Raw genomic sequence first — 21,875 nt, forward strand, 5'->3', positions numbered from 1 at the left:
GTGCCGGCGGTGCGGCTCTCCGTCGTCATCCCCGTGCGGGACGACGCGGCCCTGCTCGGCAGGTGCCTGGAGGCGCTGCGCCGCCAGACCCGGCAGCCCGACGAGGTGATCGTCGTCGACAACGCGTCCTCCGACGCGTCGGCGGCGATCGCCCGCGCCGCCGGCGCCAGGGTCGTCCCCTGCGAGACGCCGGGCATCCCGGCCGCGAGTGCCGCAGGATACGACGCGGCCGCCGGTGATCTGATCCTTCGACTGGATGCCGACTGCCTCCCGCCCTCCTCGTGGACCGAGGACATCATGGCGGCCTTCCAGCGCGACCCACGGCTGGTGGCGGTCACCGGCGGTGCGCGATTCGTGGACGGCCCTCGGATGCTGCGGCGGCCCGCTGCGCACCTCTACCTGGGCGCCTACCGGCTCGTGACCGCACCGGCGCTCGGGCACCGCCCCCTGTTCGGATCGAACATGGCGCTGCGGGCGGATGCCTGGCGGCGCGTGCGCGGTGAGGTGCACCGGGGCGATGCCGAGACCCACGACGACCTCGACCTGTCGTTCCACCTCGGAACGCTGGGTCGGATCGGCGCGCTGCGGTCCGCGGCGATGGGCATCTCGAGCCGTCCGCTGTGGAGTTCCGCCGCCTTCGCGCGTCGCATCCGCCGGGGCTGGCGCACCGTCGTCCTGCATTGGCCGGCGGACTTCCCGCCGAGCCGGTGGCGACGACTCGCGGATCGGCGGAGGCGGGAAACGGTGCGCGGAAGTGTCGCCGTCGCGGGGACGCACGCCGGGAGCGGCTGAGCGGAACCGTCATGCAACGGCGAAGGCCCCCGGATCGAGATCCGGGGGCCTTCGCCGTTCTGTGCGCGAGGGGGGACTTGAACCCCCACGCCCTATGCGGGCACTAGCACCTCAAGCTAGCGCGTCTACCTATTCCGCCACCCGCGCAGGTGATGAAAATGGTCGTTGCCGACCGAAGAATGACTTTAGCACGGACCGGAGAGCGCCACGAAACGGCGGACCGCCCGGGCGTGGCATGGCGCTTCGATAGCCTGGACCCATGACCGAAACGCCGCTGCCCGAAGTCGTCGAGATCGCCCGCGACCTGATCCGCATCGACACCTCGAACTGGGGAGGCGGCAAGGCCAACGGAGAACGCGAGGCCGCAGAGTACGTCGGCGCGTACCTCGAGCGTCTCGGGCTCGAGCCGGAGTACTACGAGCCGATTCCGCGCCGCACCAACGTGATGGCTCGCGTGCGCGGGCGCCACCCCGAACGCCCCGCCCTGGTCGTGCACGGTCATCTCGACGTCGTCCCCGCCCTGGCGGAGGACTGGAGCGTGGACCCGTTCGCCGGTGTCGTGCGGGACGGACTCCTGTGGGGACGCGGGGCCGTCGACATGAAGAACATGGACGCCATGATCCTGACCGCCGTCGCCGACATGCTGCGCGCGGGCGATCAGCCCGACCGGGATCTCATCCTCGCGTTCTTCGCCGATGAGGAGAACGGCGGCGTGGAGGGCTCCGCCCTCGTCGTGCGCGACCGGCCGGAGTGGTTCGCCGGCGCGACCGAGGCGATCAGCGAGGTCGGTGGATACTCCATCACCGTCGACGAGCACCGCGCCTATCTGCTGCAGGTGGGGGAGAAGGCGCTGATGTGGCTGCGACTGGTCGCCAAGGGGCGCGCCGGCCACGGCAGCCGGTTCCACGAGGACAATGCCGTGACCAGGCTCGCGGAGGCCGTCGCCGCGATCGGCCGCACCCGGTGGCCTCTTCGGCTCACACCCACCACGCGTGCCCTGCTCGACGGGCTCAGCGCGCTCACCGGCCGGCCGGTCGACGACCCGGACGCACTCGCGGCGGCATCCGGCCCCGCCGAGGCGTTCCTGCGATCGACCTTCCGCACCACCGCGAACCCGACCGCGCTCACCGCCGGCTACAAGCACAACGTCATCCCCGAGACCGCAGAGGCACTCATCGATGTGCGCGTGATCCCCGGCACCGAGGACGACGTGCTCGCCGAGCTGCAGCGGATCGTCGGCGACGGCATCGAGATCCAGACCGTCGTGCGCGACATCGGCATGGAAACGCCGTTCGAAGGCGATCTCGTCGAACAGATGGTCGCCGCCCTCGGCCGGCACGATCCCGGCGTACCGGTCATTCCGTACCTTCTCGGGGCCGGGACCGACAACAAGGCGCTGGCATCCATCGGCATCACCGGCTACGGCTTCGCCCCCCTGAGGCTGCCCGCAGACCTCGACTTCACCGGGATGTTCCACGGAGTCGATGAGCGCGTACCCGTAGAATCGCTTGTCTTCGGCCAGCGTGTGCTGGCCGACCTGCTGCGGTCCTGCTGACAGGCATCCGCTCCATCCGCGCGACACGCCGCGCCGACGCGCCCACCCGAGAAAGCGACGCATGAACCTGCTCGAAGCACTCATCCTCGGCATCGTCCAGGGGCTCACCGAGTTCCTGCCGATCTCGTCCAGCGCGCACCTGCGGATCCTCGGCGCCTTCCTGCCGTCCGGTGAGGACCCCGGCGCGGCGTTCACGGCGATCACTCAGATCGGCACCGAGGCGGCCGTGGTCGTGTTCTTCTGGCGCGACATCGTGCGCATCATCGGTCGATGGTTCCGCTCGCTGGGCGGCTCCGTGCCCCGCAACGATCCGGACGCACGCATGGGATGGCTGATCATCCTGGGCAGCATCCCGATCGTCGTGCTCGGACTCGTCTTCCAGGACAAGATCGAGACCGTGCTCCGCTCGCTCTGGCTCGTCGCGATCATGCTGATCGGCTTCGGTCTGCTGCTCGGCATCGCCGACTACGTGGGGGCCAAACGCCGCAGGCTGAACGACCTCACCTATCCGCACGGCATCGCCTTCGGCTTCGCCCAGGCGCTCGCGCTCGTCCCCGGCGTCTCGCGCTCCGGCGGCACCATCACCATGGGGCTCTTCCTCGGCTACGAGCGTGCCGCCGCCGCACGGTACGCCTTCCTGCTGGCGATCCCGGCCGTGTTCGGCAGCGGCTTCTATCAGCTGGTCAAGCACTGGGACGACCCGCAGCAGCATTTCAGCCTCTTCGAGACGTTCGCCGCCACGGGCATCGCGTTCGTCGTGGCGCTGGGCGTGATCGCGTTCTTCATGAACTGGATCTCGAAGCGCAGCTTCCTGCCCTTCGTCGTCTACCGGGTGCTGCTGGGCGTGGTGATCATCGTCCTGCTCGCCACCGGCGTCATCCCGGCGTCTTGAGCGCCCAGCCGCGGGCGGGCGTCGCTCAGCGCTTGTCCGGCCCGTCGCCGCGGCGACGCAGGTAGCGCTCGAAGGCCTGGGCGATCGCATCCCCCGACGCATCGGGGGAGTCCCAGGTGTCGCGGGTGCGCTCGAGCTGGCGGATGTACTCGGTCATGTCCTCGTCCTCGGCCGCGGCGGCATCGATGGACGCCTCCCACGCGGCCGCCTCGGTGCGCATGTGCTCTCGCGCCGGACCGACGCCGGTGAGCTCCTCCAACCGATCCAGCAGCGCGAGCGTCGCCTTGGGCGACGGGGCAGCGGTCGCGACGTAGTGCGGCACGCTCGCCCACAGGCTCGCCGTCGGGATGTCGACGCGCTCGGCGAGATGGTCGAAGACGCTCAGGATGCCCACGGGCCCCTCGTACGTCGACTTCTCCAGGCCGTGCGCCTCGCGCATGGCCTCGTTCTGGCTCGATGCGAACACGGAGATCGGCCGCGTGTGCGGGACGTCCGACAGCATCGCCCCCAGGGTGATGAACCCGCTGACGTCGTCGCGCAGTGCGATGTCGATGAACTCGTTGGCGAAGGCCTGCCAGGCCCGTGCGGGTTCCGAACCCGTCAGCAGCCACAGCTCCGTCCCGCCGTCGGAGGAGGACGGGCGCCACAGGGTGGCCTCCGGCCAGTGCAGCTCGCGTCGTCCTGTCGCGTCCATCCGGCTCGCCGGGCGGGTGTACTGGTAGTCGAAGTACAGCTCGGGGTCCACGCTGTGCACGCGCGTGTAGTCGGTCGAGGCGCGCAGCGCGGCGATGGCACCGCTGGCCGCTTCGCCGGCGTCGTTCCAGCCGTCGAAGGCGGCGACGATGATGCGAGAGCCGAGAACGTCCACCGCTCTCCTTCCGATCGTGTGCGGAGGTATCCCTCCAGGCTAGTCCTCGCCGGCAGGCTGGGCACGGCCGCCCCGGCTAGCATGGGTACGGTGATCAGACCCAGCGCAGTCCTGTGGGACATGGACGGAACTCTCGTCGACACCGAACCGTATTGGATGCAGGCCGAGACCGAGCTGATCGCGTCCTACGGCGGCACCTGGTCGCACGACGACGCGCTGCAGCTGGTGGGCGAGGGCCTGATCGACAGCGCCAACATCATCCGTGCCCGCGGCGTCGACATGGATCCCGAGTCGATCGTGCAGCATCTGACGGATCGCGTCATCGCGCGGCTGCGCACCGAAGGTGTGCCCTTCCGCCCCGGCGCACGCGCCCTGCTCGCCGACCTGCGGGAGAACGGCGTGCCCACGGCCCTGGTGACCATGTCGATGCGCCGGATGGCGCTGGAGGTCGTCGACCTCATCGACTTCACCGCGTTCGACCTCGTGGTCGCCGGGGACGACGTGCGCCGTCCCAAGCCGTTCGCCGACCCGTATCTGCAGGCGGCGGAGCAGCTCGGCGTGCAGATCGGCGACGCGGTCGTCATCGAGGACTCGGTCACGGGTGTCACCGCAGGACTGGCCTCCGGCGCTGTCACCCTGGGGGTGCCGCACATCGTCTCGCTGGAGGCCTCCGGCGCGCACGAGCTGTGGCCGACGCTCGAAGGGCGCACGGCATCCGACATCCGCGACCTGCACGCACGCTGCACGATGGAGACCGCACGATGAGCGCGAACCGGCCCAGCGGCCCGTTCCGCGAAGGGGACCGTGTGCAGCTGACCGGCCCCAAGGGGCGGCTGCACACCATCACCCTCCGCGCGGACGGCGAGCTGCACACGCATCACGGTGTGCTCCGCCACCGCGACCTGATCGGCCAGCCCGACGGGTCGGTCGTCACCAACAGCTCCGGCCATGACTACCTCGCGCTGCGTCCGCTGCTGCGCGACTTCGCCATGTCGATGCCGCGGGGAGCCGCGATCGTCTACCCGAAGGATGCCGCACAGATCGTCATGCAGGCCGACATCTTCCCCGGGGCGACGGTCGTGGAGGCCGGTGTCGGCTCCGGCGCGCTGTCGCTCGCTCTGCTGCGCGCTGTCGGCGCCGACGGGCGGCTCGCATCGTTCGAGCGTCGTGAGGATTTCGCCGAGGTCGCCAGGGCGAACGTCGAGACCTTCTTCGGCGAGGCGCCCGCGACCTGGGATGTCATCGTCGGCGACCTGGCCGAGCAGCTGCCGGAGCAGTTCGAACCGGGGACGGTCGACCGCGTCGTGCTCGACATGCTCGCCCCCTGGGACTGCATGGACGCCGTGGCGGACGCGCTCACGCCCGGCGGCGTGGTGATCTGCTACATCGCGACCGCGACGCAGCTCTCCCGGGTCGCCGAGTACATCCGCGGCACCGGACTGTTCACCGACCCGGACGCGTCCGAGACCATGGTGCGCGGCTGGCACGTCGAAGGCCTCGCCGTGCGGCCCGACCACCGCATGGTCGCACACACCGGTTTCCTGCTCACCGCGCGTCGACTCGCGCCGGGCGCCGTGGCTCCGGAGGTTCGCCGACGTGCATCGAAGTCGAGCTATGGCGACGAGGACGTCGAGCTGTGGACGCCGGGGGCGGTCGGGGATCGTGAGATCACCGACAAGAATCTTCGCAAGCGGGTGCGCGAGGCGCAGAAGGCCGCATCCGGGGCGCGCATCGCCGCCGCGTCGCGCGAGGGGGAGCGGGCATCGGAATAGACTGGGGCGCGTGCGTAAAACGACCGCTGCTCTCTCTGCCATCGCCCTGGCCGCCTTCGCTCTGACCGGCTGCACCGCAGCGCCCGGGGCGGACGGCCCGGACTGCGCGCCGCGGGAGAGTTCGAGCACTCTCGAATCGTCGGCGACGGTGCGCGGTGACATCGGCTCGCCGACGCTCGACCTGACCAGGCCGGTGCGCACCGCGAAGCTCACGTACGACGACGCCATCCAGGGAGACGGCCGTGCGGTCGCGTCCGACACGCAGAGCGCGATCATCACCCTCGGCCTCTACAACGGCGCGACCGGCGACGTCGTGCAGCAGGGCGTCGGCCTGTGGAGCCCCGAGAGCCTCTCCGAGCAGCTGCCGGGAGTGGGGCAAGTCCTGGAGTGCGTGACCGCGGGAAGCCGCGTGGTCGCCTCGATCCCGGCGAAGAGTCTTCCCGAGGGCATGGCCGCGCAGGTGGGCCTGCAGCAGGGCGACAGCCTGCTGGGCGTGTTCGACGTGCACGAGGTGCTGCGCACCAGGGCGGAGGGACGTGACGTCTTCAACGACGCCGGCGGTCTGCCTACGGTCGTGCGCGCCGCCGACGGCCGTCCCGGCATCATCATCCCTGACGGGGCCGCCCCGAAGAAGGTGGTCGTCCAGACCCTGATCGAGGGCGACGGCGACGAGGTCGGCTCTGCGGTGCCGCTGTTCCACTTCACCGCCGTGGACTGGGCCGATCGCTCCGTGACGACGTCCACCTGGGGCCAGAACGTGTCGTCCAGCACGAGCGGCCTGCCGGAGCAGGTCGTCGAAGCCATGACGAAGGCGACGGTCGGCTCCCAGCTCCTCGTCGTCGTCCCCGGCGAGGACTCCGACGCCACGGCCTACGTCGTCGACATCCTCGGCGTGATCCCGGAAGAGCTGACCCAGGGATGACAGCGGTCCGGATCCCCGCGGAGGAGCGCCTGACGAATCTCGTCGTGGCGCTGATGGCCACGGAGATCGGCTTGACCAAGCAGCAGATCCTCGACAACGTCTCGGGCTACCGGCAGCGCGCGGAAGCGGGGGTCAAGTCGGATGCTCTGGAGAAGATGTTCGAGCGCGACAAGGATGAGCTGCGCGCGCTCGGCATCCCGGTCGAGACGATCGGCGATCCGACCGACCCCCAGGATCTGCGAGAGGCCCGCTACCGCATCCCGCTCGCCGAGTACGATCTGCCGGCCGACATCGAGTTCACGGCCGCGGAGCTCGCCGTGCTCCGTCTCGCGGGCAGTGTCTGGAGCACGGAGTCGGTGTCGACGGACGCGCAGTCCGGTGTGCGCAAGATCCGCGCGCTCGGAATCGACGGTGAAGAGCAGATCATCGGCTTCGCACCGCGGATCACCGCGCGGGATGCCGCGTTCCCCGCTCTGCAGGCGGGCATCGAGCGCTGCCGGGTCGTCGTGTTCGACTACCTCAAGCCCGGGGATGCCGCGCCCACCCGCCGCCGCATCCGCCCCCTCGCGCTGGTCGATTACGAGGCGCGCTGGCACGTGTACGGGTACGACCTGGATGCGGAGAGCGATCGCACCTTCCTGTTGAGCCGGATCGTCAGCGACGTGAAGGTCACCGGGCAGACCTTCGACTCCGCGCTGCGCGACGGCGCCGCGGAACGGGCCGTCGCGGGGCTGACCGCGGTGGCGGTGTCGCAGCGGGCGCTGCTCGAGGTGACACCGGGCACCGAGGCTGCGCTGCGACTGGGACGCAGGGCGACCCCCGCGAAGCAGGGCATCCATGTGCCCTACGTCGACCGGCACATCTTCGCCGATGAGCTCGCGTCGTACGGCCCGGAGGTGCGCGTGGTCGAACCGGAAGAGCTCAGAGCCGCCGTCGTGGAGCGCCTCCAGGCGATCCTCGACCGTCACACCGGCGAGGGAGGTGCCCCGTGAGACCGTCTCCGCAGCCCCTGCTCGCGGCCGACCGCGTGCGGCTCTACCTCACGCTGGTGCCGTATCTGATCGAACGCGGACAGGTGACGCTCGATGAGGCCGCGGCCGACTTCGACGTGACCCCGTCCGAGATGCGATCGATGGTCGAGAAGCTCACCGTCATCGGCCTGCCGGGGGATTCGGGCTACTGGCAGCTGCCGCAGGAGATGTTCGACATCGACTGGGATCTGCTCGACGAGCACGATGTGATCGAGATCACCAACGATGTCGCCCTTCGCCGCGTGCCGCGATTCACCGCCCGCGAGGCGGCGGCGCTCCTCGCCGGCCTGCAGATGGTCGCCTCGGTGCCGGCGGTCTCGGAGTCCGGTCTGGTCTCCGGTCTGATGGCGAAGCTGTCCCGGGGCTCGGCGGACGCTCCGCCGGATCTGGTCGTGGCGCCGGTCGCCGTGACCGAGGTGCAGACGGCGGTGTCCCGCGCGCTGCATGAAGGCGTGGCCGTGCGCTTCACGTATCAGGCGCCCGACGCGGAGCCCACGAAGCGCACCGTGGATCCGATGCAGATCCTCATCACCAACGGACAGTGGTATCTGCAGGGCTGGTGTCATCTCCGTCAGGCGATGCGCACGTTCCACCTCGATCGGGTGAGCGATCCCGAGCTGACCGACATCGCGATCACCCATCGTGACGTGCCGGTGCCGGAGGGGTTCGGGCAGGATGCGGAGACCGGTCGGGTGACGGTGCGCCTTCCGGAGCGGCTGGCGTCGCTGCTGGACGGCTTCACCCGCGAGGAGGTGTCACGATCCGACGGCTCGCTCACGGTGCGGCTGCGCATGGCGGATCCGCGCGCGATCAAGCGCATCGCCGGCCGTTTCGGAGGCGCTCTCGAAGTGCTCGACCCCGCCGTCGGGCGCGCCGCAACCCGTGAATGGGCCGAAGCCGGCCTCGCGCTCTACCGTGCGTCCGATGCATCCGATGTATAGGTAGACTGAACCGAATCCCACCCACCAGAGGAGACACTCCATGGGCAATCTCTTCGCAGGACCACACCTGTGGATCATCCTGATCATCATCCTGCTTCTCTTCGGCGCGGCGAAGCTGCCGGCGCTGGCGAAGAGCATCGGCCAGTCCGCTCGCGTGTTCAAGGGCGAGATGAAGGCCATGAAGGACGACGACGTCGATGCGCCGGCGAACGGCACTGAGGCGTCAGCGACGGGCACGGGCGCCTCGTCGACCGGTGCCGCAGCCCCCGCGGTCGATCGTCCTGCCGATCAGGACACGCCGCCGCGCGCCTCGTAGGCTGTGACGGAACTCAACGTCGGCGCGCCGCCCGAGGGGAGACACGAGCGACGCATGTCGCTCGGCGAGCACCTGAGGGAGGCGCGTCGTCGCCTGATCATCGCGGTGATCGGCCTGGTCATCGGCATGGTCATCGCGTTCATCGTGACCGACCCGGTGATCTGGTACATCACCGAGCCGATCCGGATCCTCGACGAGCAGCACGGCACCGACTACGCCAAGCTGGTGTTCACCGGCGTCTCGTCGGGCTTCGACCTGCGTCTGCGGATGGCGTTCTCGATCGGACTGCTGCTGTCGGCACCGGTGTGGATGTGGCAGATCTGGGCGTTCATCATGCCCGGACTCACCCGCAAGGAGATCAAGTACACGGTCGCGTTCGTGGGCGCCGCCATCCCGCTGTTCTTCGGCGGTGCATACGTCGCCGTGCTCGTCGCCCCGCACGTGATCGAGGTGATGTCGAACTTCGTGCCGGACGGCGGCGTGAACTACTTCGATTCGAAGCAGTACTACGACTTCATCCTGAAGTTCATCACCGTCATCGGCATCTCGTTCGTGCTGCCGGTCTTCATGGTCGCGCTGAACATGGCGGGTGTCATCACCGGGAAGGCGATGCTGAAGGGCTGGCGCATCGCGATCCTGGTCGCCGCGCTGTTCGCGGCCATCGCCACGCCGGCGGCTGACATCTTCTCGATGCTGATGCTCGGCGGCATCCTGATCGTGCTGTATTTCGCCGCCGCCTTCCTCTCGATCTTCTTCGACCGCCGTAAGCGCAAACGACAGATCGCCGCCGGACTCGATCCCGATCTCGCCACGGCATGAGTTCCCCGGCTGAGCGCTATGCCGCCGCGCGATCCGCGTCGCAGCATCCTCAGACGCGGACCTTCGCCGAAAGGCAGCGCTTCGAGCTCGACCCGTTCCAGGTCGACGCCTGTCAGGCACTGGAGCGCGGCCGCAGCGTGCTCGTCGCCGCGCCGACGGGCGCGGGCAAGACGATCGTCGGCGAGTTCGCGATCCACCTGGCCATGCAGACGCCGAACGACAAGGCGTTCTACACGACGCCGATGAAGGCGCTGTCGAACCAGAAGTTCCGTGAGCTCGTCGACGTGTACGGCCCAGGGCAGGTCGGGCTGCTCACCGGCGACACGAACATCAACGGCAACGCGCGCATCGTGGTGATGACCACCGAGGTGCTGCGCAACATGCTGTACGCCGGCTCCGATGCACTGCGCGGGCTGCGGTACGTCGTCATGGACGAGGTGCACTACCTCGCCGACCGGTTCCGCGGTCCGGTGTGGGAAGAGGTGATCCTGCACCTGGCGCACGACGTGCGGCTGATCTCCCTGAGTGCGACCGTGTCCAACGCCGAGGAGTTCGGCGACTGGCTCGACACCGTGCGCGGCGACACCGACGTCATCGTCTCGGAGACCCGGCCCGTTCCTCTCGAGCAGCACGTGCTGGTGCGCGATGACCTGCTGCCGCTGTTCGACGACCGCGCCGGTATCGCGACCGCCCAGGTGAACCAGGAGCTGTTCCGCATCCGCTCGTCGGGGTTCCGCCACGAGAGCAACAGCCGCGCGCAGGCGTACAACAGCGCCCGCCATGCCGGTCGGCAGGCGCAGCGCCCGCCCCGCGGCGGCAGGCGGCCCGTGCGGGCGGCGAACATGCGCCGCATCGAGCGGATGGACCGTCCCGACGTGGTGCAGCTGCTGGAGCGGTCGAACCTTCTGCCCGCCATCTTCTTCATCTTCAGCCGCGTGGGCTGTGATGCGGCAGTGCAGCAGGTGCGTCGCGCCGGCATCCGCCTGACGACGCACGAGGAGCGCGAGGAGATCCGCGCCGTCGTGTCCGAACGCACCTCGGCGCTGCAGGACGAGGACCTCGACGTGCTCGGCTTCTGGGAATGGCGCGACAACCTCGAGCGCGGTGTCGCCGCCCACCACGCCGGCATGCTGCCGGTGTTCAAGGAGGTCGTCGAGGAGCTCTTCCAGCGCAAGCTCGTCAAGGCCGTGTTCGCGACGGAGACGCTCGCGCTGGGGATCAACATGCCCGCGCGCACGGTCGTGCTGGAGAAGATGGAGAAGTTCAACGGCGAGGCGCGAGTCGCGATCACCTCGGGGGAGTACACCCAGCTCACCGGCCGCGCGGGCCGTCGTGGGATCGACGTCGAGGGTCACGCGGTGGTGCAATGGACGGAGGGCATGGACCCTCAGGCTGTGGCCGCGCTCGCGTCGCGGCGCACATACCCGCTGAACTCCAGTTTCCGCCCGACCTACAACATGGCCGTCAACCTCATCGACCGGTTCGGGCGCGCCAGGGCGCGCGAGATCCTCGAGTCGTCGTTCGCGCAGTTCCAGGCCGATCGCGCCGTGGTCGGCCTGGCCCGCAAGGTGCGCGACGCGGAGGAGTCGCTGAACGGCTATCTGAAGGCCATGCACTGCGATCACGGAGACTTCCTCGACTACGCCGCGATCCGCCGTGAGCTCAGCGATCTCGAGAAGAAGAACCGCCGCGACGCCGGACCGCGCGCCGCCCGCGACAAGAGGCTGAAGAAGATCCAGCAGCTGCGCACCCGGATGCAGCGGCACGCCTGTCACCGGTGTCCTGATCGCGAGGCCCATGCCCGCTGGGCCGAGCGCTACTTCAGTCTGAAGCGCGACACCGACCGCATCCGCAAGCAGATCGAGAAGCGCACCGGCACGGTGGCGCGCACCTTCGATCGTGTGATCGACGTGCTCCAGATCGTGGACTACGTCTCCGGCGCCGGCGACGGCCTGGAGCTGACGGATGCCGGGCGCACGATGCGGCGGATCTACGGCGAACGCGACCTGCTCGTGGCCGAGGCACTGCGCGGGGGCCTGTGGCGCACGCTGGATGCGCCGTCGCTGGCGGCGATGGCGTGCTGCCTGGTGTACGAGCCCCGCCGCGATGAGCAGAGCGCGGGGGAGCGGGGCCTGCCGCGCGGCGCGTTCCGCATCGCGTACGACGCGACCACCCGGCTGTGGGCGGAACTCGACGAGCTCGAAGACGCGCATTCGCTGCCGCGCACCGAGCCGCTGGCTCCCGGCCTCGCCGCCGCCATGCACTCCTGGGCGCGCGGCGGATCGCTCGACCGGGTGCTGATCGACGCCGACATGGCGGCCGGCGACTTCGTGCGCTGGGCGAAGCAGACCATCGACCTGCTGGATCAGCTGTCGATCGTGGCGGAGGACGACGCGCTGGCGCGCACGGCACGCCGCGCGCTCGACGGCGTGCGGCGCGGCATCGTCGCCTATTCGGGGGTGTGACGGATGCTGATCCGCCGCGCCGCGGCTGAGCCGCGCCCGCGGACCGCCGCGGTGCCCCTGCCGCCGCCGAGACTGCCGCTCTGGGCGGCGGTGCTGAGCGCTGCCCTGGCCGGTGTGCTGATGGATCTCGCGTTCCCGTCGGTCGGTCTCTGGCCGCTCGCCTTCGTGGCGGTGGGTCTGCTGCTGCTCGCACTCGACGGCCGGCGCGTGGGAGGCGCCATCCTCGTCTCGGCCGTCTATGGAGCGGTGTTCTATCCGCTGCTCGTCTTCTGGGCGACGCGTTACCTGGGTGCCGTGCCATGGCTGGGTCTGTCCGGTGCCGAGGCGGCACTGACCTCCGTCGCGCTCGTGCCGATCGCGCTCGCGTACCGCTGGATCCCCCGTGCCTGGCCCCGGGCGCGGAAGGTGCTGCTGCCCGTCGTCATCGGCGCGCTGTGGACGACCCACGAGCTGTTCCTCGGAAACTGGCCGTACGGCGGGTTTCCGTGGGCGCGCCTCGGCATGACCCAGTCGGAGAGCCCGGCGGCGCCGGTGGTTTCGTGGCTGGGGGTGAGCGGACTGAGCTTTCTCATGGTCGTCGCGGTGGCGATGATCATCGAGCTGGTGCGCGCCGCCGGGTGGCGACGCCCGGTCGCGCTCGTGGCACCGGGGGTGACGGTGCTCGTGCTGCTTCTCACACCCGCCTTCCCGACGGCGTCCGCCGGCAGCATGCGCATCGGTGCGGTGCAGGGCAACGGGACCACGGGCTTCTTCGACGAGCGGGAGCCCTACGGCGTGATCGACGCGCAGACGGAGGCCACTGCGCCGCTGGTGGGCGAGGACATCGACCTGCTGGTGTGGCCGGAGGGTGGCGTGGACTACGACCCGTTCCAGGATGCGGTGACCGCCCGCCGGCTGACGCGCGTTTCCGCTCGCGTGGACGCGCCGCTGCTGGCGAACACGGCGACCGAGCGCGGCGACGACATCTTCAACACCTCGTTCCTGTGGACGCAGGACGGGACGACGGGGCAGTCGCACGACAAGCGGCATCCGGTGCCGTTCGGCGAGTACGTGCCGGACCGCGCCTTCTTCCAGGCGCTCGCGCCGGATCTGGTGGGCCTGCTCACCCGGGAGTACACGCCAGGCAGCGATGCTCCCATGGTGACGGTGGACGGCGTCGGCGTCGGGCTGGCGATCTGCTTCGACGTGATCTACGACGAGGTGATCCGCGAGGGGGTCGGCGCAGGAGCTCAGGTGCTGGTGTTCCAGACCAACAACGCCGACTTCCGCGGCACCGACGAGAATCTGCAGCAGCTGGCGTTCGCGCGCATGCGCGCGATCGAGACGGGTCGCAGCGTCGTGAACGTGTCCACCGTGGGGACGAGCCAGATCATGCGTCCCGACGGGTCGACCGTCGCGAGCCTGGACGCGAATGAGGCCGGAGCTCTGCTCGAAGATGTCGAGCTTCGCTCCGGCCTCACGGCGGGCGTCCTGCTGGGGCCCTGGGTTCAGTCGGCGCTGATGCTCGGGGGACTCGTCACCCTCGCCGCCGCCGGGATGGCGGCGCGCCGACGACGGTGATTCAGGCGCCGATGCGCTCGCGGGTCGGGTCCTCGCCGGCGCCGCGACGTGCGCGGACGTAGGCGAGCCGCTCCTCGAGCAGCTCCTCGAGCTCGGCGCGGGTGCGGCGCTCGAGCAGCATGTCCCAGTGGGATCGGGCGGACTTCTCCTCGGTGTCGTCGAGGGTGACGGACTCGCCGTCGACCTGAAGCAGAGCCTCGCCGCCGCACGTGCGGCATTCCCAGGTCTGCGGAGGCTCAGCATCGGCGGCGAACATCAGGGTGGTGTCGTGTCCGCACGTCGCGCACTTGTACGTGGTGGCGCGTCGCTCCATGAACACGACGCCCTCTTCACTCTGAAGGCTCTGGGCACCCAGTCGGATGCCGCGAAGGCTGCGATCTGCCATTGTGTGGTCCTCTCGTCGCTGTCAGGTATAACGCCCGCGCCTGTGCGCTTCATCCACACAGAAGAGAACCACGCTCTTTTCACAGTGGAATCCCAGGGGCAACGCTTTCCTCGACGAGCTGCGCTCAGGTGAGCGTCTGGACGGCGACATCCGCACGGTCGGTGACGATGCCGTCGACGCCGGCACCGACGAGGCGGCGCATGTCGTCCGGTTCGTTCACCGTCCACACGTGCACCTCAACGCCGTGGACGTGCGCGACCCGCAGCAGGGCGGGAGTGAGCACTCGGATGCCCCGGTGGCGTTCCGGAATCTGCACGGCGTCGAGGCCGGCGAGCATCCGCGCGGGGGAGAGGCGCACGCCGGATGCGGCACGCAGCCGCATGATCGTCCCGCGACCGCCGGAGATCGCGGGTGGCAGAGCGGCGCCGGCGCGCAGGGCGGAGTCGACGGCACGGCGGCGACGGCGGTCCGAGAAGCTGGTGAGCAGCACCCGGTCGGTGTGCGCGGCGATGAGCGGTCCGATCGGCGCCGCGACCGCATCCGTCTTCACGTCGATGTTGAACCGGATGTCGGGGAAGAGATTCAGCGCCTCCGCGACCGTCAGCAGTCCACCGTGCTCTTCGAACAGTGTGCGCAGCTCGGTCGTGCGGACGGCGGACACCGACCGCGCCTCGCCGGTGAACCGCTCGAGCGTCTCGTCGTGGAACAGCACCACGTCTCCGTCGGCGGTGACCCGGCAGTCGGTCTCGATGTACTCGGCGCCGGCGGCGTGGGCCGCCGCGAACGCCGCGGCGCTGTTCTCCCAGACCGAGGAGTCCTCATCCGGCGCGGGGATCAGCCCGCGGTGGGCGAGGACTCGAGGGTGCCGTGTGCCGGCGAAGTACGGATGCGTCACTCGAGGTGCTGTGGATCCGTCGCCGCGCCAGGACGGGGCGTGAATGCGGTCCCGATGCCCTTCAGCGCCTCGGTGAGCTCACTGGGGATGATCCAGAGCTTGCTCGACTGGCTCTCGCTGATCTTCGGCAGCATCTGCAGGTACTGGTAGGCGAGCAGCTTGTCATCGGGCTGCCCCTGGTGGATTGCGGTGAACACGTTCTGGATCGCCTCGGCCTCACCCTGCGCACGCAGCACGGCGGCCTGCTTGTCGCCCTCGGCCTTGAGGATCGCAGCCTGGCGCTGGCCCTCCGCTTCGAGGATCTGCGACTGCTTGGACCCCTCGGCGGTCAGGATCGTCGCGCGACGCTCACGCTCGGCGCGCATCTGCTTCTCCATCGAGTCCTGGATGGACACGGGCGGATCGATGGCCTTCAGCTCCACTCGTGAGACGCGGATGCCCCACTTGCCGGTCGCCTCGTCGAGCACGACACGCAGCTGACCGTTGATGTTGTCGCGGCTGGTCAGGGCCTCTTCGAGGTTGAGCCCGCCGACGACGTTTCGCAGCGTCGTGGTGGTGAGCTGCTCGACGGCCCCGAGGTAATTCGCGATCTCGTAGGTCGCGGCGCGCGCATCCGTCACCTGGAAGTAGACCACCGTGTCGATGGAGACGACGAGGTTGTCCTCGGTGATGACAGGCTGCGGCGGGAAGGAGACCACCTGCTCCCGCATGTCGATCAACGGCCTGAGGCGGTCGATGAACGGCACCAGCAGATTCAGGCCCGGCGTGAGGGTCTTGTGGTACCGGCCCAGCCGCTCCACCACACCTGCCGTGGCCTGCGGGATGATCCGGATCGAGCGCGCAAGTGTCACCAGCACGAAGATGATGACGGCGATCGCGAGTATCCAGGCGATCGCGGCGGGAAGGAACGAGTCGTCCATCGGATGCTCCTATTCGGCGACGGGTCGGACGATGGCGGTGGCACCCTGGATCTCGGAGACCGCGATCCTGCTGCCCTGCGGGATCGGCACGCCGTCGAGGGCGCGTGCGGTCCAGGTGTCGCCGTTGCTGAGCTTCACCTGACCCGAGATCTGGGTGACGTCCTGCAACGTGGTGCCACGCAGATCGATCAGCGCATCGACGTTGGACTTGGTCGGATCCTCACCACGGCGAAGCCGCTGCAGGAGCGGGGGACGCAGGAACAAGATGAAGGCGGCGGCCGCGGCGGCGGCGATGATGACCTGCGCCCAGAGCGGAAGGCCGACGAGGTCGGTGATGAGGCCGGCCGCACTGCCCAGCGAGAGCATCAGAAAGGTGAAATCGAGCGTGAGCATCTCGATCACGAGGAAGACCGCGATCAGCACCAGCCAGCCGATCCAGGCCCACTGCTCGATGCCTTCGACGAATGTCGCGAAACCGTCCATGCGCCCTCCTGCGGTCAACCTACCACGGGCGTCCGCCGCCGGTCGCCGGGTGCCGGCGTTGTAGGGTGGGGTGTCGCCATCCGGGCGATGTCCGCGCATCACGAGGAGTCAGGAATGACCCAGGTTCTCCCGGCCGGAGCCCTCGACGGCAAGGTGGCGCTCGTCACCGGCTCGTCGCGTGGCATCGGCGCCGACACCGTCCGCTACTTCGCCGAGGCCGGCGCGGATGTCGTCATCAACTTCCGCAACAAGGCGCCGCGTGCCGAGAAGCTGGCGGCCCAGATCCGTGAGCTCGGCGTGCGCGCGCTCGTCGTCGGCGCGGACCTCACCGATTCCGCATCCGTGGCGGCGATGTTCGACGCCGTCCGGCAGGAGTTCGGGCGCCTCGACATCCTCGTGCTGAACGCGTCGGGGGGCATGGAGTCGGGAGTGGCCGAGGACTATGCGCTCACGCTCAACCGCGACGCGCAGGTCGGCGCGCTGAAGGCGGCGGAGCCGCTGCTCGGCGACGGTTCGCGCGTCGTGTTCGTGACCAGCCACCAGGCGCACTTCATCCGCACCACCCCGACCATGCCCGAGTACGAGCCGGTCGCGAAGTCCAAGCGCGCGGGCGAGGATGCTCTGCGCGAGCTGGTGCCCGAGCTCGCCGAGAAGGGCATCGGCTTCACCGTGGTGTCGGGCGACATGATCGAGGGCACCATCACCGCCACACTGCTCGAGCGCGCGAACCCGGGAGCGATCGCCGGCCGCCGCGAATCCGCCGGCAAGCTCTACAACGTCGCCGAGTTCGCCGCCGAGGTCGCGAAGGCCGCCGTCGACCCGGTGCCGGCCGACAACACCCGCCTGATCGGAGACACCTCGGACTTCGTCACCGAGTGATCCCTGCGAAGAGCCGGCCCCGTCGCGATCGACGGGGCCGGCTCTTCGCATGAGTGGATCAGACGATCTCGCCCGCAAGTGGATCGATCTGCTCGGTATCGCGCTTCATCGTCAGGGCGCGCACCAGCTGCAGAGCACCCAGCACCACGAGCGACGCCCCCAGCAGGATCCAGAGCACGGTGGCCGCGTACAGAGGCGAGAAGAGCACGATCACGCCGGCCACGATTCCCAGCACGGCGTAGAGCAGCGTCCACGCCTTGGAGGCGTCGGCACCGAGCAGGCTGAGAGCGACGAAGCCGTCGACGATCCAGCTGACGCCGATGAAGACGGCCACGACCAGGGCGAACGTGACGGTCGCCGCCGGTAGGTTGGCGAACGCGATGATTCCCGTCGCCATGTAGAGCAGCCCCAGCAGTATGTGGCCTGCGCGCGCCCAGCCGCCCCCGTTGCCGGAGAAGATGCCGAGGCCGATGTACACCAACCCGCCGACGATCAGGTACGAGGCGAAGATGCCCGTGACGATGACCGCGGATTTCGCCGGCCAGATGAGCAGCACGAGCCCGGCTGTCAATGCCAGTGCGCCCGACACCGCCAGGAAGATCCTGACGGGGCGGACGAAGCCCTTCGCCTCAGCGAGCACATCGGTCATGATCAGCCCTTCTCTCGATCGAGTTCGCGCTCAGGATAGCGCTGTGCCACCGTGACTGCCACGATCGAGGGACAGACGCATTGCGTCGGCGCGTGCGCTCCTCACGGGCGCGTGTGACGCTAACCTCTCATCTGCATCCATCGTCAACGACCAGGAGTGACCCGCCATGCCTGCACCGCATCCGGCCGACGGCCACGACGCCATCCGCGTCGAAGGCGCCAGGGAGAACAACCTGAAGAACGTGAGCGTGGAGCTGCCCAAACGGCGCCTCACCGTGTTCACCGGAGTGTCGGGATCGGGCAAGAGCTCGCTCGTCTTCGACACCATCGCGGCCGAGTCCCGCCGCATGATCGACGAGACGTACAGCGCCTTCGTGCAGGGGTTCATGCCGTCCGTCCCGCGGCCGGATGTCGACGTGCTCGAGGGCCTCACCACCGCCATCATCGTCGACCAGGAGCGCCTCGGCGCGAACCCTCGCTCGACCGTCGGCACCGTCACAGACGCGAACGCGATGCTGCGCATCCTCTTCTCCAAGCTGGGTAAGCCCTACATCGGCGGCCCCACCGCGTTCTCGTTCAACATCCCGACGCAGAAGGCCAGCGGCGTGATGACCGGCCCCGGCGGCGAGAAGAAGATCGTCAAGGATGCGATCTATCTGGGCGGGATGTGCCCGAGGTGCGAGGGCAGGGGAGCGGTGTCGGACATCGACCTCACGCAGGTCGTCGACGAGACCAAGTCCCTCGACGAGGGCGCGATCATGGTGCCCGGTTACACGGCCGACGGCTGGATGGTGAAGGGGTTCTCGCAGTCCGGCTTCTACCCGGCCGACAAGCCGATCGCGCAGTTCACCGAGAAGCAGCGGCACCTCTTCCTCTACGGCGAAGTGACGAAGGTCAAGATCTCGGGCATCAACATGACCTACGAGGGCCTGATCCCGAAGATCACCAAGGCGATGCTGTCGAAGGACCTCGACGCCCTGCAGCCGCACATCCGGCGCTTCGTCGAGCGCGTCGCGACCTTCGCCACCTGCCCGGAGTGCGAGGGGACCCGGCTGACCGAGGGCGCGCGGTCATCGAAGATCGCCGGGATCAGCATCGCCGACGCGTGCCGGATGCAGGTCACCGACCTGGCCGCGTGGGTACGCGGACTGGATCTGGCCGAAGCCGGACCGCTGCTGAAGGCGCTCAGCGCCAATCTCGACGCGTTCGTGACGCTCGGTCTGGGGTATCTGAGCCTCGACAGGCCGTCGGGAACGCTGAGCGGGGGAGAGGCGCAGCGCATCAAGCTGCTCCGCCATCTCGGGTCCTCGCTCACCGACGTCACCTACGTCTTCGACGAGCCGACCATCGGGCTGCATCCGCACGACATCCAGCGGATGAACGGACTGCTGCGCGAACTGCGAGACAAGGGCAACACGGTGCTCGTCGTCGAGCACAAACCCGAGGCGATCGCGATCGCCGATCATGTCGTCGACCTCGGTCCCGCCGCCGGCAGCAAAGGTGGCGAGATCTGCTACGAGGGGCCGCTCGACGGTCTGCGTGCCAGCGGCACGCTCACCGGCCGGCACCTCGATGACCGTGCGGCGTTGAAGCCCACGGTGCGCGACGCGACCGGCGCGATCGAGGTGCGCGGGGCAAACGCCAACAACCTGCAGGACGTGGACATCGACATCCCCACCGGCGTGCTCACCGTGGTGACCGGAGTCGCGGGTTCCGGCAAGAGCTCGCTGATCCATGGCTCGGTGGCCCCACGCGAGGGCGTCGTCTCGATCGATCAGAGCGCGATCAAGGGATCAAGACGCAGCAACCCTGCCACGTATACGGGACTGCTCGAGCCGATCCGCAAGGCCTTCGCCAAGGCGAACGGCGTGAAGCCGGCGCTGTTCAGCGCCAACTCCGAGGGCGCCTGCCCGACATGCAAGGGCGCCGGCGTGATCATCACCGAGCTCGGATTCATGGACTCGATCGAGACGCCGTGCGAGGACTGCGGGGGTAAGCGTTTCCAGGCCGCGGTGCTCGACTACAAGCTCGGCGGGCTCGACATCACCGAGGTGCTGGATCTGCCGGTCGCGCAGGCACGGGAGTTCTTCTCGTCAGGGGAGGCGAAGATCCCCGCGGCGGCGGCGATCCTCGGGCGGCTGGAGGACGTCGGTCTCGGTTACCTCTCCCTGGGTCAGCCGCTGTCGACCCTGTCCGGCGGTGAACGGCAGCGCGTCAAGCTCGCCATCCAGATGGGGGAGAAGGGCGACGTCTACGTGTTGGACGAGCCGACCACCGGTCTGCACCTGGCGGACGTCCGACAGATCCTCGGACTGCTCGACCGGCTGGTCGATGACGGCAAGACCGTGATCGTCATCGAGCATCACCAGGCGGTGATGGCTCACGCCGACTGGATCATCGACATCGGCCCCGGGGCAGGTCATGACGGCGGACGTGTCGTGTTCGAGGGCACGCCTGCCGATCTCGTGGATGCGGCATCGACGTTGACGGGTCAGCATCTGGCCGAGTACGTGGCCGGCTGAACGGGGGAGAGCTAACGATGGGCACCGATCAACCCGAGATCGATGAGCGGATCCAGACCTACTACGGCGAGATCTTCGACGAGGAGTTCAGGCTGACCAGCCGCTCCGCGCAGGGACCGCTCGAGTTCGCCCGCACGCAGGAGATCATCCGCAGACATGTGCCCGAGGGATGCATCCTCGACATCGGCGGAGGAGCCGGCGTGCACGCGCTCGCACTGCGGGATGGCGGATACGATGTCGCCCTGATCGACCCGGTTCCGCGGCACGTGGAGCAGGCGCAGGCGCCGGGGTGCGCGCATCCGTCGCCGACGCCCGTGAGCTGCCGTTCGCGGACGCCGCCTTCGACGCCGCGCTGTTGCTGGGGCCGCTCTATCACCTCGCGTCGAGCACGGATCGGCGCGCTGCGCTGCGTGAAGCCCATCGCGTCGTTCGAACCGGTGGACACGTGCTCGCCGCCGGCTAGTCGCGATATATCGCGTTCGGAAAGGTCGCGCTCGTCCGAGAGATGCCGCAGGAGCTGCCGGGGGAATGGGCGGCGCTCATCACCGAAGGGAGGCCCGTCTCGGGCATGCGATTCCCGGCGGGGCATTATCACACGGCCGAAGAGCTCCATGCCGAGCTCGAGGAAGCCGGGCTTTCCGACGTGTCCGTCGTCGGCCTGGAGGGTCCGGCGGGCCTGTACCTGGAAGGCATCGCCGAAGCGGATGCCGGAGTGACGGAAGCGGCGCTGGAGTTGGCGCGCGCCGCCGAGGCTGTGCCCGGCATCCGTGACTTCAGTGCGCACTTGATCGGAGTCGGCAGAGTCTGACGTCGCCTGCGGTTGGGATCGGAGTGCCGCCGAAGGGATCCCGATCTACGCTGTGAATGTCTCTGACGGAAGGAGCCGGCCATGGATGTCCCGAACAACCAGCCCACCGAGCATCACGTACCCGAGCCCGGTGAGAGCAGCGTTCCAGAGCTCGAGGAAGATGAGACGGTGGCGCCGAGGCCCGAGGAGGCGATCGCCGACGTGCTGCGGGCGCAGCCCGACGTCACCGATCACCGTCGCGGGGCGGTCAGCCGCGGAGAGCACGATCGGTAGGTCGCGTCGAGGCGCTGTCCGGCGAACACGCTGCGTCGAGGACTACGCGTGAGTAATCCGATAATGCACATTATGTCAGATTGAAGTCTGACAACTCGCATGTTCTGCAGGTTGTGCACATGTGGTGAC

23 protein-coding genes and 1 tRNA gene are annotated in these 21,875 nt (G+C 69.0%); 17 read left to right on the forward strand and 7 right to left on the reverse strand.

The window, feature by feature from the left end; all coding sequences use genetic code 11:
• The gene (locus tag ACFWH5_RS09035; protein WP_378834108.1) at positions 1–792 is read left to right on the forward strand and encodes a glycosyltransferase family 2 protein; all 792 of its coding nucleotides are present in this window, start codon (positions 1–3) and stop codon (positions 790–792) included.
• Between the two features lie 62 nt (positions 793–854).
• On the opposite strand, the gene ACFWH5_RS09040 is transcribed toward ACFWH5_RS09035, so the two are convergent.
• A tRNA-Leu gene (locus ACFWH5_RS09040) sits at positions 855–939 on the reverse strand.
• A 112-nt stretch (positions 940–1,051) separates the two neighbouring features.
• Between ACFWH5_RS09040 and ACFWH5_RS09045 the strand changes: the two genes are divergently transcribed.
• Both ACFWH5_RS09045 and ACFWH5_RS09050 read left to right on the forward strand, forming a co-directional pair.
• A complete protein-coding gene (locus tag ACFWH5_RS09045; protein ID WP_378834109.1) occupies positions 1,052–2,347 on the forward strand; it encodes a M20/M25/M40 family metallo-hydrolase in 1,296 nt (431 codons plus the stop codon).
• 61 nt (positions 2,348–2,408) lie between these two features.
• Positions 2,409–3,239, forward strand: coding sequence for an undecaprenyl-diphosphate phosphatase (locus tag ACFWH5_RS09050; RefSeq protein WP_378834110.1), 831 nt, complete (start codon positions 2,409–2,411; stop codon positions 3,237–3,239).
• 25 nt (positions 3,240–3,264) lie between these two features.
• Here ACFWH5_RS09050 and ACFWH5_RS09055 read toward each other — a convergent pair whose 3' ends face one another.
• Positions 3,265–4,107 carry a PAC2 family protein gene (locus tag ACFWH5_RS09055; RefSeq protein WP_378834111.1) on the reverse strand — a complete coding sequence of 281 codons (843 nt, stop codon included), beginning with the start codon at positions 4,105–4,107 and terminating at the stop codon, positions 3,265–3,267.
• Between the two features lie 81 nt (positions 4,108–4,188).
• Between ACFWH5_RS09055 and ACFWH5_RS09060 the strand changes: the two genes are divergently transcribed.
• Genes ACFWH5_RS09060 through lnt form a run of 9 tightly spaced genes read left to right on the forward strand, consistent with a single transcriptional unit; the run spans position 4,189 to position 13,933 of the window.
• The gene (locus ACFWH5_RS09060) at positions 4,189–4,872 is read left to right on the forward strand and encodes an HAD family hydrolase (protein WP_378834113.1); all 684 of its coding nucleotides are present in this window, start codon (positions 4,189–4,191) and stop codon (positions 4,870–4,872) included.
• Positions 4,869–5,879, forward strand: a complete 1,011-nt coding sequence (locus tag ACFWH5_RS09065) for a tRNA (adenine-N1)-methyltransferase (protein ID WP_378834114.1) — start codon at positions 4,869–4,871, stop codon at positions 5,877–5,879. Before ACFWH5_RS09060 ends, ACFWH5_RS09065 begins: the two co-directional genes overlap by 4 nt.
• A gap of 10 nt (positions 5,880–5,889) precedes the next feature.
• Complete coding sequence (locus ACFWH5_RS09070; protein ID WP_378834116.1) at positions 5,890–6,801, forward strand: hypothetical protein; 912 nt, start codon at positions 5,890–5,892, stop codon at positions 6,799–6,801.
• The gene (locus ACFWH5_RS09075) at positions 6,798–7,793 is read left to right on the forward strand and encodes a helix-turn-helix transcriptional regulator (protein ID WP_378834117.1); all 996 of its coding nucleotides are present in this window, start codon (positions 6,798–6,800) and stop codon (positions 7,791–7,793) included. Before ACFWH5_RS09070 ends, ACFWH5_RS09075 begins: the two co-directional genes overlap by 4 nt.
• Positions 7,790–8,773, forward strand: coding sequence for a helix-turn-helix transcriptional regulator (locus tag ACFWH5_RS09080; RefSeq protein ID WP_378834119.1), 984 nt, complete (start codon positions 7,790–7,792; stop codon positions 8,771–8,773). Before ACFWH5_RS09075 ends, ACFWH5_RS09080 begins: the two co-directional genes overlap by 4 nt.
• A gap of 40 nt (positions 8,774–8,813) precedes the next feature.
• Positions 8,814–9,089: a twin-arginine translocase TatA/TatE family subunit gene (locus tag ACFWH5_RS09085; RefSeq protein WP_378834120.1), complete on the forward strand. Its 276-nt coding sequence runs from the start codon at positions 8,814–8,816 to the stop codon at positions 9,087–9,089.
• 54 nt (positions 9,090–9,143) lie between these two features.
• Complete coding sequence (tatC, locus tag ACFWH5_RS09090) at positions 9,144–9,908, forward strand: twin-arginine translocase subunit TatC (RefSeq protein ID WP_378834122.1); 765 nt, start codon at positions 9,144–9,146, stop codon at positions 9,906–9,908.
• On the forward strand, positions 9,905–12,373 hold the full coding sequence (locus ACFWH5_RS09095; protein WP_378834123.1) for a DEAD/DEAH box helicase: 2,469 nt from the start codon (positions 9,905–9,907) through the stop codon (positions 12,371–12,373). The genes tatC and ACFWH5_RS09095 overlap by 4 nt, the downstream gene beginning before the upstream one ends.
• A 3-nt stretch (positions 12,374–12,376) precedes the next feature.
• Positions 12,377–13,933 carry an apolipoprotein N-acyltransferase gene (gene lnt, locus ACFWH5_RS09100; protein ID WP_378834124.1) on the forward strand — a complete coding sequence of 519 codons (1,557 nt, stop codon included), beginning with the start codon at positions 12,377–12,379 and terminating at the stop codon, positions 13,931–13,933.
• 1 nt (position 13,934) lies between these two features.
• Here the strand turns inward: lnt and ACFWH5_RS09105 are convergent, their stop codons facing one another.
• The 4 genes from ACFWH5_RS09105 to ACFWH5_RS09120 form a co-directional block, all read right to left on the reverse strand.
• Positions 13,935–14,318, reverse strand: a complete 384-nt coding sequence (locus ACFWH5_RS09105; protein ID WP_378834126.1) for an RNA polymerase-binding protein RbpA — start codon at positions 14,316–14,318, stop codon at positions 13,935–13,937.
• A 124-nt stretch (positions 14,319–14,442) separates the two neighbouring features.
• Complete coding sequence (locus ACFWH5_RS09110; RefSeq protein WP_378834127.1) at positions 14,443–15,213, reverse strand: glycerophosphodiester phosphodiesterase family protein; 771 nt, start codon at positions 15,211–15,213, stop codon at positions 14,443–14,445.
• A complete protein-coding gene (locus ACFWH5_RS09115; protein WP_378834128.1) occupies positions 15,210–16,133 on the reverse strand; it encodes an SPFH domain-containing protein in 924 nt (307 codons plus the stop codon). The genes ACFWH5_RS09110 and ACFWH5_RS09115 overlap by 4 nt, the downstream gene beginning before the upstream one ends.
• Before the next feature lie 9 nt (positions 16,134–16,142).
• On the reverse strand, positions 16,143–16,616 hold the full coding sequence (locus ACFWH5_RS09120) for an NfeD family protein (protein WP_378834129.1): 474 nt from the start codon (positions 16,614–16,616) through the stop codon (positions 16,143–16,145).
• Positions 16,617–16,730: 114 nt separating this feature from the next.
• Between ACFWH5_RS09120 and ACFWH5_RS09125 the strand changes: the two genes are divergently transcribed.
• Positions 16,731–17,495 (forward strand): SDR family oxidoreductase, encoded by a 765-nt coding sequence (locus ACFWH5_RS09125; RefSeq protein WP_378834131.1) that lies wholly within the window; start codon positions 16,731–16,733, stop codon positions 17,493–17,495.
• A 58-nt stretch (positions 17,496–17,553) separates the two neighbouring features.
• Here the strand turns inward: ACFWH5_RS09125 and ACFWH5_RS09130 are convergent, their stop codons facing one another.
• Complete coding sequence (locus tag ACFWH5_RS09130) at positions 17,554–18,144, reverse strand: HdeD family acid-resistance protein (RefSeq protein WP_378834133.1); 591 nt, start codon at positions 18,142–18,144, stop codon at positions 17,554–17,556.
• 166 nt (positions 18,145–18,310) lie between these two features.
• On the opposite strand from ACFWH5_RS09130, the gene ACFWH5_RS09135 reads away from it, so the two are divergent.
• The 4 genes from ACFWH5_RS09135 (at position 18,311) to ACFWH5_RS09150 (ending at position 21,746) form a co-directional block, all read left to right on the forward strand.
• On the forward strand, positions 18,311–20,665 hold the full coding sequence (locus ACFWH5_RS09135; protein WP_378834134.1) for an ATP-binding cassette domain-containing protein: 2,355 nt from the start codon (positions 18,311–18,313) through the stop codon (positions 20,663–20,665).
• A 169-nt stretch (positions 20,666–20,834) separates the two neighbouring features.
• A complete protein-coding gene (locus ACFWH5_RS09140; RefSeq protein WP_378834135.1) occupies positions 20,835–21,128 on the forward strand; it encodes a methyltransferase domain-containing protein in 294 nt (97 codons plus the stop codon).
• Positions 21,129–21,170: 42 nt separating this feature from the next.
• Entirely contained in the window at positions 21,171–21,473 is a 303-nt protein-coding gene (locus ACFWH5_RS09145; RefSeq protein ID WP_378834136.1) for a hypothetical protein, read from the forward strand.
• A gap of 81 nt (positions 21,474–21,554) precedes the next feature.
• Positions 21,555–21,746, forward strand: a complete 192-nt coding sequence (locus ACFWH5_RS09150) for a hypothetical protein (protein ID WP_378834138.1) — start codon at positions 21,555–21,557, stop codon at positions 21,744–21,746.
• Positions 21,747–21,875 lie beyond the last annotated feature (129 nt).

It is taken from the genome of Microbacterium sp. NPDC058345 (assembly GCF_042723855.1).
Classification (GTDB): Bacteria; Actinomycetota; Actinomycetes; order Actinomycetales; family Microbacteriaceae; genus Microbacterium.

Bases quoted from the DNA above. Each gene is read 5' to 3' on its own strand.
- ACFWH5_RS09045 (WP_378834109.1), top strand. From the start codon at position 1,052: ATGACCGAAACGCCGCTGCCCGAAGTCGTCGAGATCGCCCGCGACCTG.
- ACFWH5_RS09050 (WP_378834110.1), top strand. From the start codon at position 2,409: ATGAACCTGCTCGAAGCACTCATCCTCGGCATCGTCCAGGGGCTCACC.
- ACFWH5_RS09060 (WP_378834113.1), top strand. From the start codon at position 4,189: ATGGGTACGGTGATCAGACCCAGCGCAGTCCTGTGGGACATGGACGGA.
- ACFWH5_RS09065 (WP_378834114.1), top strand. From the start codon at position 4,869: ATGAGCGCGAACCGGCCCAGCGGCCCGTTCCGCGAAGGGGACCGTGTG.
- ACFWH5_RS09075 (WP_378834117.1), top strand. From the start codon at position 6,798: ATGACAGCGGTCCGGATCCCCGCGGAGGAGCGCCTGACGAATCTCGTC.
- ACFWH5_RS09085 (WP_378834120.1), top strand. From the start codon at position 8,814: ATGGGCAATCTCTTCGCAGGACCACACCTGTGGATCATCCTGATCATC.
- tatC (WP_378834122.1), top strand. From the start codon at position 9,144: ATGTCGCTCGGCGAGCACCTGAGGGAGGCGCGTCGTCGCCTGATCATC.
- ACFWH5_RS09095 (WP_378834123.1), top strand. From the start codon at position 9,905: ATGAGTTCCCCGGCTGAGCGCTATGCCGCCGCGCGATCCGCGTCGCAG.
- lnt (WP_378834124.1), top strand. From the start codon at position 12,377: ATGCTGATCCGCCGCGCCGCGGCTGAGCCGCGCCCGCGGACCGCCGCG.
- ACFWH5_RS09105 (WP_378834126.1), bottom strand. From the start codon at position 14,318: ATGGCAGATCGCAGCCTTCGCGGCATCCGACTGGGTGCCCAGAGCCTT.
- ACFWH5_RS09115 (WP_378834128.1), bottom strand. From the start codon at position 16,133: ATGGACGACTCGTTCCTTCCCGCCGCGATCGCCTGGATACTCGCGATC.
- ACFWH5_RS09120 (WP_378834129.1), bottom strand. From the start codon at position 16,616: ATGGACGGTTTCGCGACATTCGTCGAAGGCATCGAGCAGTGGGCCTGG.
- ACFWH5_RS09125 (WP_378834131.1), top strand. From the start codon at position 16,731: ATGACCCAGGTTCTCCCGGCCGGAGCCCTCGACGGCAAGGTGGCGCTC.
- ACFWH5_RS09130 (WP_378834133.1), bottom strand. From the start codon at position 18,144: ATGACCGATGTGCTCGCTGAGGCGAAGGGCTTCGTCCGCCCCGTCAGG.
- ACFWH5_RS09135 (WP_378834134.1), top strand. From the start codon at position 18,311: ATGCCTGCACCGCATCCGGCCGACGGCCACGACGCCATCCGCGTCGAA.
- ACFWH5_RS09140 (WP_378834135.1), top strand. From the start codon at position 20,835: ATGCATCCTCGACATCGGCGGAGGAGCCGGCGTGCACGCGCTCGCACT.
- ACFWH5_RS09145 (WP_378834136.1), top strand. From the start codon at position 21,171: ATGCCGCAGGAGCTGCCGGGGGAATGGGCGGCGCTCATCACCGAAGGG.
- ACFWH5_RS09150 (WP_378834138.1), top strand. From the start codon at position 21,555: ATGGATGTCCCGAACAACCAGCCCACCGAGCATCACGTACCCGAGCCC.